Here is a 7,591-nt window from a genome sequence, read left to right on the forward strand (position 1 = left end):
GGCGGCGTATCGTGAATTATTGGGCGAAACCTTGTTGCGTTTACCCAGTGTGCGCGAAAGCCGCACCTATGTGGTGATGGAGGAAGTGAAGCAAAGCAGTTTTGTGCCGCTGCAAGGCTGAACACGCCTTGTCTTTTGCCCGTTATACAGCGGCGGTTAAGCCAGCATTGGGTATACATCGCAGATGCACTTTAACGCTTGCTCTGGTATCTTAAGCAGGTTGTCACGGATAGTCAGTGTAAGATAAAAAGATGAGGCCCTGCATTTGCAAAGCAAAGTACTTTTTCCATTAAATGGTATTCAACGTCTGTTAGAAGCCGGCTTAATTTTATTTAGCGCCCTGGCGTTATTTATACTATTGGCGTTATTAAGCTTTGATGCCGCCGATGCCAGCTGGTCGCAAACCGGTTATCAAACCGAAGTGCGTAATTATGCCGGCCCTATAGGGGCCTGGCTGGCGGATATTTTGCTGTTCAGTTTTGGCTGGTTAGCTTATGTGATGCCATTACTATTAGCCCTGAGCGGCTATCTGTTGTTTAAACGCTTTCATGATTTGTTAAGCCTGGACTATCTGATTTTAGGCCTGAGGCTGCTGGGCTTATTGCTGACGTTATTCTGCGCCACGGCCATTAGCAGTATGAATTTTAATGATATTTATTATTTTTCATCAGGCGGTGCGCTGGGCGATATGGTGAGCTCCAAGTTAGAGCCTTATTTTAATTTTATTGGCACCAGCCTGATTTTACTCTGTGGCCTGGCCGCAGGCCTGACGCTGATGACCGGTATTTCCTGGTTAACGGTAGCTGATGCCATTGGCGCGGCATGTTATGCCGCGTTGCGGGGCTTGTGGCGTTTACCAGAGCGCGTGCGCAAAGCGCTAAGTCGTCAAGCACAGCAAGATACCGATAGCGACACTGAACCACAGTTGGCACTGGATGCTGCTCAGCAGCGACAGACACTGCAAGCCGCTGAAGCAGAATCAGAGCAAGATGCCATTCCTGCCATAAGCCGGCGTAAGCTATTTAGCCGCCAGGCCAAAACCGAGCCGTTACCTATAACCCCGCTCGATGTCAAAACCCAGGCGAAATCTTATTACAGTGTGGATAGTCTGGCTGATGAACAGTTGTCATTTAGTGCTATTGATGAGCCTTATAATGAGGCGCATATCAGTAAAACCTTTGCTCAGTTAGCACCAGAGCCTGACATTGATCCGCTGATGCAGTTTCCGGATGACGACGATGAACTGGACTTTGACAGCAGTCGTCGTGTCAGTCAGGGCTCAGCTATTAACACTATAAATGATGATGTCGATGCTGATTTAGATGATGTGGAAGAAGTGCAGCATACGCTGGAAGAGTTACCCTCACTGGCGTTATTAGACCGGCCTGATAAAGCGATTAACCCTATAGATCCGGCTGATCTGGAGCGGGTATCCAGGCTGGTAGAAGCAAAGTTATTAGATTTTAACGTTGAGGCGCAGGTAGTAGGGGTGCACCCTGGCCCTGTGGTCACCCGCTTTGAACTGGACTTAGCGCCAGGGGTAAAAGTCAGTAAAATTACCGGCCTGGCTAAAGATTTGGCGCGCTCGCTATCGGCTATCAGTGTGCGCGTAGTAGAGGTTATCCCCGGCAAATCCTACATAGGTCTGGAGCTGCCAAATAAGCATCGTGAAATTGTGCGCTTATCCGAAGTGATTGGTGATGAAGTCTTTACCGAGTCTAAATCGGCGCTGACCATGGTGTTGGGTAAAGATATTGCGGGTAAATCTGTGGTGGCCGATTTAGCCAAGATGCCGCATTTACTGGTGGCCGGTACTACCGGCTCAGGTAAGTCGGTAGGTGTAAACGTGATGATTTGTAGCTTGTTATACAAATCTACGCCAGATGATGTGCGCTTTTTAATGATAGACCCCAAGATGCTGGAGTTGTCTATTTATGAAGGTATACCGCATTTATTAACTGAAGTGGTTACCGATATGAAAGATGCCGCCAATGGCTTGCGCTGGTGCGTCGGTGAGATGGAGCGGCGTTACAAGCTGATGTCGGCTTTAGGGGTGCGTAACCTCAAAGGCTACAATGCCAAAGTCAAAGAGGCGATAGCCGAGGGCCAACCGCTTAAAGATCCGCTGTGGAAACTCTCAGATGATATGCGCACTGAAGCCCCGTTATTGCAGAAATTACCTGCCATAGTGGTGGTTATCGATGAATTTGCCGACATGATGATGATCGTTGGCAAAAAAGTGGAAGAGTTAATTGCCCGTATTGCCCAAAAAGCCCGGGCGGCAGGTATTCACTTAATTCTGGCGACGCAACGGCCATCGGTTGATGTGATCACCGGCTTAATTAAAGCCAATATTCCAACCCGTATTGCGTTTCAGGTGTCATCAAAAATTGATTCACGCACCATTTTAGATCAGCAGGGGGCTGAAAGCTTACTGGGGCAGGGTGACATGTTGTATTTACCGCCTGGCTCAGGTGTACCCAACCGGGTGCATGGCGCCTTTGTTGATGATCATGAAGTCCATGCCGTGGTCGCTGACTGGAAAAAACGCGGTAAGCCAAATTATATTGCGGAAATTCTTAGTGGAGATACCACTGAAGATAGCCTGCTGCCAGGTGAAACGCTGGAAACTGAAGACGGGGAAGCCGATCCGCTTTACGATCAGGCGGTGGCCTTTGTCATTGAATCTCGCCGGGCCTCGGTTTCCGGTGTGCAACGTAAATTTAGGATAGGCTATAACCGCGCCGCCAGGCTGGTTGAGCAAATGGAACACAGTGGCCTGGTCAGCGGGCCGGGCCATAATGGTAATCGTGAAGTACTGGTGCCATCACCAGGTAAGGGGTATTAAATGAAGCAGGCGGTCAGATTTTCTGTGGTAATGGCGCTGTGGGCCTTACCTTTGCAAGCAGCTAAACAGCCAGAGGCAGCGCAAACGCCCCAAGCCAATTACGTCGCTGAAGTGTTCGCAGCACCGAATTTTGCGCCTCATATGCAGCGGCTGCAGTCGCAGCGCTTGACCGCAGATGATGCCAGTGCCGATTTAATGGCACAGTTGTCGCGGGTGAAGAGTTTTAGTGCCCATTATCAGCAGCAAGTATTTGATAATCAGCAACAATTGCTGCAACAGGGGCAGGGCGTGTTACTGCTGCAGCAAGGGGGCTTTTTCCGTTTTGAAAGCACTGAGCCTGAGCCGGCGTTATTAGTCAGTGATGGCCAAAGCCTGTGGTTTTATAATGAGTTATTAGAGCAGGTCAGCATCTATGATGCTAAAAGTGAAGTAGGGCAGACGCCTTTCGCTCTGCTGACGTCTGCCGATACCGCGTTGTGGCAGGATTATCAGGTGACCATGCAACAGCAACAGTTTTATATTCACCCTTTAGATAGCAACAATCCGGTGCAGCAGTTGGTGTTGCAATTTAGCGATGATATTTTGCAGCAGATGCAGGTCATCGATATTAATCAGCAGCAAAGCGTATTTATGTTCAGCCAGGCCAAATTAAACCCGGTATTGGCCAAAGAGACATTCCACTTTACCGTTACGCCCGAGCTGGATGTAGACGATCAGCGCCTGCGTGAAAACTAAATCAACTGGCTGATGGTAAGTGAATAGGGTATGAAATCGCGATGAGCAATTTGCCGCTGGATTTTAGTGATGATGTGCGGCCTCTTGCCGCCCGCATGAGGCCATCCAGCCTGGAACACTATGCTGGCCAGCAACAATTGCTGGCAAAGGATGGTGCTTTATACCGGGCGATTCAGTCAGGGCAGGTGTATTCGCTGATTTTGTGGGGCCCGCCAGGTAGCGGTAAAACCACTCTGGCAGACATTATTGCCCGTCATGCTAATGCCAGCTTACTAACCTTATCGGCGGTGACCAGTGGCGTAAAAGACATCCGTGAGGCGATAAGTCAGGCGCAGCAACGACAGCAACAAGGTGCAGGGCGCACTTTATTGTTTGTGGATGAAGTGCATCGCTTTAATAAATCGCAGCAAGATGCCTTTTTACCCTATATCGAAGATGGCACTATTATTTTTATAGGCGCCACCACCGAAAACCCTGCCTTTGCCCTTAATAATGCCCTGTTATCGCGAGCCCGTGTCTGTGTGCTAAGCCCACTCAGTGCTGATGACTTACGCCAGGTGATGCAGCGCGCGTTAACCGACGACGAACTGGGGCTGGGTAAATGTCAACTGCAGGTTGAGGCTGGCGCCGAGGCCCTATTGTTACAGCTGGCCGATGGTGATGCCCGGCGCTTGCTCAATTTGCTGGAGCAACTGAGCCAGCTGCTGCCTGCGCAAAGCCTGATCACTGCCGAGCACATTCGCCAGTTAGCACCAAAACAATTGCCCGGTTTTGATAAAGACGGCGATCTGTTTTACGACCTGATCTCTGCTTTTCATAAATCGGTGCGCGGCTCTGATCCTGATGCAGCCCTATATTGGTTTGCGCGTATTCTGGCCGGTGGCGGCGACCCGCTCTATGTGGCCAGACGGTTACTGGCTATTGCCAGTGAAGATATTGGTAATGCCGATCCCAGAGCACTGACGCTGGCGCTGAATGCCTGGGATACCTTTGAGCGGGTGGGGCCGGCTGAAGGCGAGCGGGCTATTGCTCAGGCTACTGTGTATTTAGCCCTGGCGCCAAAAAGCAATGCAGTTTATGTGGCCTTTAAACAAGCCAAAAAGCTGGCTGAGCAGGCACCGGCTTATCCGGTGCCGTTGCATTTGCGCAATGCGCCCACCGCCTTGAATACATCGCTGGGCCATGGTGCCGGTTATCGCTACGCCCATGATGAGCAAGGTAGCTATGCCGCAGGTGAATGTTATTTACCACCAGAGCTGGCAGCAGAGACTCTGTACCAGCCGCAACAACGCGGTTTAGAGGTAAAACTGGCTGAAAAACTGGCTTACTTACGCCAGTTAGATGCCGCAAGCCCACAGCAAAGACTAAAAAAATAGCGAAAGCATTTCAATTTTAGGCGGAGCTGGTTACTATTCGCGGCAATTATTTTAACTGTAGCAGGCATCTGGTCTGCCCAACTGAAGTTGATATTATGTTAGATCCAAAATTTCTTCGTTCTGAACTTGAACAAACGGCCGCCAGACTGGCCAGCCGCGGTTTTGTACTGGATGTTGCCACCCTGACTGCATTAGAGCTGCAGCGGCGGGAATTACAAATTCAGACCCAGGAGCTGCAAAACCAGCGTAATGCCAAATCTAAAGGCATTGGCCAGGCAAAAGGCCGCGGTGAAGATATTGGCCCTTTACTGGCTGAAGTCGATGGTTTAGGTGCCCAGTTGGATAATGCCAAACAGCAGCTGGATAAAGTTTTAGCTGAGCTGGAGCAACTGTCGCTGACCATCCCAAACCTGCCTGACCTGACGGTACCGCAAGGGCCTGATGAGAGTGCCAATGTCGAAGTTCGCCGTGTTGGTGAGCTGCCAGCTTTTGATTTTGAGCCACAGGATCATGTTGCTATAGGTGAAGCCTTTGCCGAGGGGCTGGATTTTGCAGCCGGTGTTAAGTTATCGGGCACCCGTTTTACCGTGATGAAAGGCCAGATGGCGCGCTTACACCGTGCACTGGCGCAGTTTATGCTGGATATACACACGGCTGAGCACGGCTACACGGAGTTATACGTGCCTTATCTGGTGAATCATGACAGCTTGTATGGCACCGGCCAGTTACCTAAATTTGGCGGCGATTTATTCCATACCAAACCGGCCACCGAAGAAGGGCAGGGCCTGGCATTGATCCCCACCGCTGAAGTGCCGGTGACCAACCTGGTACGTGACAGCATTATTGACAGCAGCCAGCTGCCATTAAAGTTTACCGCCCACACGCCGTGTTTTCGCAGTGAAGCCGGCTCTTATGGCCGCGATACCCGTGGCTTAATCCGGCAGCATCAGTTTGATAAAGTCGAGTTAGTGCAATTAGTGCAGCCAGAGCAGTCGATGCAGGCGCTGGAGCAATTAACTGCTGATGCCGAAAAAATACTGCAATTACTGCAATTACCTTATCGGGTCATGTTGTTATGTACCGGCGATATGGGCTTTGGCTCTTGTAAAACCTATGATTTAGAGGTCTGGTTACCGGGGCAAAACTGTTACCGCGAAATTTCGTCTTGCAGCAATATGGGCGATTTCCAAACCCGACGCATGCAGGCGCGTTATCGCACGCCAGAGATGAAAAAGCCGGAACTGATGCACAGCTTAAATGGCTCCGCCTTAGCGGTGGGACGCACCTTGGTGGCTATTTTAGAAAACTACCAGCAAGCCGATGGTACTGTGGCAATTCCGGCGGTATTACAGCCTTATATGGCGGGGCAAACTTACCTTAAATAGGGCTTATAAACACCTGGCAGGTTTAGGTAAACCTGCCAGACGTGTTGCCTGTTTGGCCGGGCCTTGAGGAAATAATCTAAATAAATAGATGCTATTGCCTTTGTCAGCGCCCAGTTGCTGCGCCATGGCCTTGACCAGTACCCGCATCGCTGGCGAGCTGGCATGCTGCTGATAAAAATCCCGCACAAAATCGATCACTTCCCAGTGTGCAGGGGTCAGCGTTATGCCCTCAAGTGCGGCAAACTGCTCAGCCACTGCCGGCTGCCAGGCGTTAATATCAGCCAGATAACCATGTTTATCCAGCGCCAATCTTCGCTCACCAATCACCAGATGATCTACTGCCATAACAGATGCTGCTCTGCTGCGGCAATCAGCTGTACCCATTGCTGCTCGTTAATGACCTCAAAGCTGTCAGGGGCACTGAGCTGACGTAACTGTAAATCTGAGTGCAGCACGAAAAGGCGCGCTGTTGGCCAGTGAATAGCGTGCTGTAACAACAAAAAAACCGCGTCCTGGCGCAGCAACAGGCAGTCGTCGCTTTGACAAAAGGCCGCTAGTTCTGCTGGTTCAACATCTGGGGTAATGAGTGTGATGACTTTCATGATCAGGCATTTATCACTTGCTGTTGGCGGCTAATAAGGGCGTTAATCTCTGCAGTAGTTAATGCCAGTACGCCCGGCAGCAGTTGCTCAAGGCTCAGACCACGTTGTTGCATCGACTGCTGACAAACATAGAGCTGCTCGATATCGTACATGGCAAACAGGCTAAAACTGCGGTTAAAAGGCTTTAATGGGATACGAGTATCTGCAGCGACGGGCAATAATTGAAACACCGCATCAGCGCTAAACAAGAGACTGACCTGATGATCGACTGCGGCCAGGGCTAACACTAAATCCAGATTCTCGCGGGCTTTAGCACTATTAAAAGGCGGCTGGTGCTGTATCACCAGTATGGCAGCCATCAGAATTGCACCAGTTTAGTCGCAGGTGTGGCCAGGCGCATGGCAAATTCGGCCAGGCCAGCTGCCTGATAAGGCGCGTTAGGATGCTCAATTAATACGCCTCGTTTTTCGGCAGCGGTCACGCAAAATAATAATGGTATCGCTAAAGCAGCACAAAAGTCACCCAACAGGGCGGCTAAGTTAGGTTCATCTGAGGGTAAATCTATGTCAGCGGCAGCGGCCAGCACAGCGTCTTCATATAAAAACACCTGCTCTATAGCAAAACCTTCTGCAGTTGCCGCCTGGC

At 50.5% G+C, this 7,591-nt stretch carries 8 protein-coding genes and 1 pseudogene; 5 read left to right on the forward strand and 4 right to left on the reverse strand.

Features of this window, described 5'->3' with window-relative positions; translation table 11 throughout:
• From V7D78_RS14900 to serS, 5 genes and pseudogenes are all read left to right on the forward strand, one after another.
• Nucleotides 1-121 (forward strand): annotated as a pseudogene (locus V7D78_RS14900) (leucine-responsive transcriptional regulator); the annotation flags it as partial.
• Nucleotides 122-265: 144 nt separating this feature from the next.
• Complete coding sequence (locus V7D78_RS14905; RefSeq protein WP_333609248.1) at nucleotides 266-2,848, forward strand: DNA translocase FtsK; 2,583 nt, start codon at nucleotides 266-268, stop codon at nucleotides 2,846-2,848.
• Nucleotides 2,849-3,583: an outer membrane lipoprotein chaperone LolA gene (lolA, locus tag V7D78_RS14910; protein ID WP_333609249.1), complete on the forward strand. Its 735-nt coding sequence runs from the start codon at nucleotides 2,849-2,851 to the stop codon at nucleotides 3,581-3,583. It begins immediately after the preceding gene.
• Nucleotides 3,584-3,624: 41 nt separating this feature from the next.
• A complete protein-coding gene (locus V7D78_RS14915) occupies nucleotides 3,625-4,959 on the forward strand; it encodes a replication-associated recombination protein A (protein WP_333609250.1) in 1,335 nt (444 codons plus the stop codon).
• A 95-nt stretch (nucleotides 4,960-5,054) separates the two neighbouring features.
• Nucleotides 5,055-6,344, forward strand: coding sequence for a serine--tRNA ligase (serS, locus tag V7D78_RS14920; protein WP_333609251.1), 1,290 nt, complete (start codon nucleotides 5,055-5,057; stop codon nucleotides 6,342-6,344).
• 3 nt (nucleotides 6,345-6,347) lie between these two features.
• Here serS and V7D78_RS14925 read toward each other — a convergent pair whose 3' ends face one another.
• The 4 genes from V7D78_RS14925 to V7D78_RS14940 all read right to left on the reverse strand — a co-directional run.
• Nucleotides 6,348-6,689, reverse strand: coding sequence for a TusE/DsrC/DsvC family sulfur relay protein (locus tag V7D78_RS14925; protein WP_333609252.1), 342 nt, complete (start codon nucleotides 6,687-6,689; stop codon nucleotides 6,348-6,350).
• On the reverse strand, nucleotides 6,680-6,946 hold the full coding sequence (locus V7D78_RS14930; RefSeq protein ID WP_333609253.1) for a DsrH/TusB family sulfur metabolism protein: 267 nt from the start codon (nucleotides 6,944-6,946) through the stop codon (nucleotides 6,680-6,682). Before V7D78_RS14930 ends, V7D78_RS14925 begins: the two co-directional genes overlap by 10 nt.
• 2 nt (nucleotides 6,947-6,948) lie before the next feature.
• Nucleotides 6,949-7,305 (reverse strand): sulfurtransferase complex subunit TusC, encoded by a 357-nt coding sequence (gene tusC / locus V7D78_RS14935; protein WP_333609254.1) that lies wholly within the window; start codon nucleotides 7,303-7,305, stop codon nucleotides 6,949-6,951.
• Nucleotides 7,305-7,591 (reverse strand): DsrE/DsrF/TusD sulfur relay family protein (locus V7D78_RS14940; RefSeq protein ID WP_333609255.1); only part of this gene is annotated, 287 nt, incomplete at its 5' end. The genes V7D78_RS14940 and tusC, both read right to left, overlap by 1 nt.

Source organism: Arsukibacterium sp., from assembly GCF_036735525.1.
Taxonomy (GTDB): Bacteria; Pseudomonadota; Gammaproteobacteria; order Enterobacterales; family Alteromonadaceae; genus Alishewanella.

What these genes read in the sequence shown, in the direction of transcription:
- tusC (WP_333609254.1), bottom strand. Translation starts at nt 7,305, where the DNA reads ATGGCTGCCATACTGGTGATACAGCACCAGCCGCCTTTTAATAGTGCT.
- V7D78_RS14925 (WP_333609252.1), bottom strand. Translation starts at nt 6,689, where the DNA reads ATGGCAGTAGATCATCTGGTGATTGGTGAGCGAAGATTGGCGCTGGAT.
- V7D78_RS14915 (WP_333609250.1), top strand. Translation starts at nt 3,625, where the DNA reads ATGAGCAATTTGCCGCTGGATTTTAGTGATGATGTGCGGCCTCTTGCC.
- serS (WP_333609251.1), top strand. Translation starts at nt 5,055, where the DNA reads ATGTTAGATCCAAAATTTCTTCGTTCTGAACTTGAACAAACGGCCGCC.
- lolA (WP_333609249.1), top strand. Translation starts at nt 2,849, where the DNA reads ATGAAGCAGGCGGTCAGATTTTCTGTGGTAATGGCGCTGTGGGCCTTA.
- V7D78_RS14930 (WP_333609253.1), bottom strand. Translation starts at nt 6,946, where the DNA reads ATGAAAGTCATCACACTCATTACCCCAGATGTTGAACCAGCAGAACTA.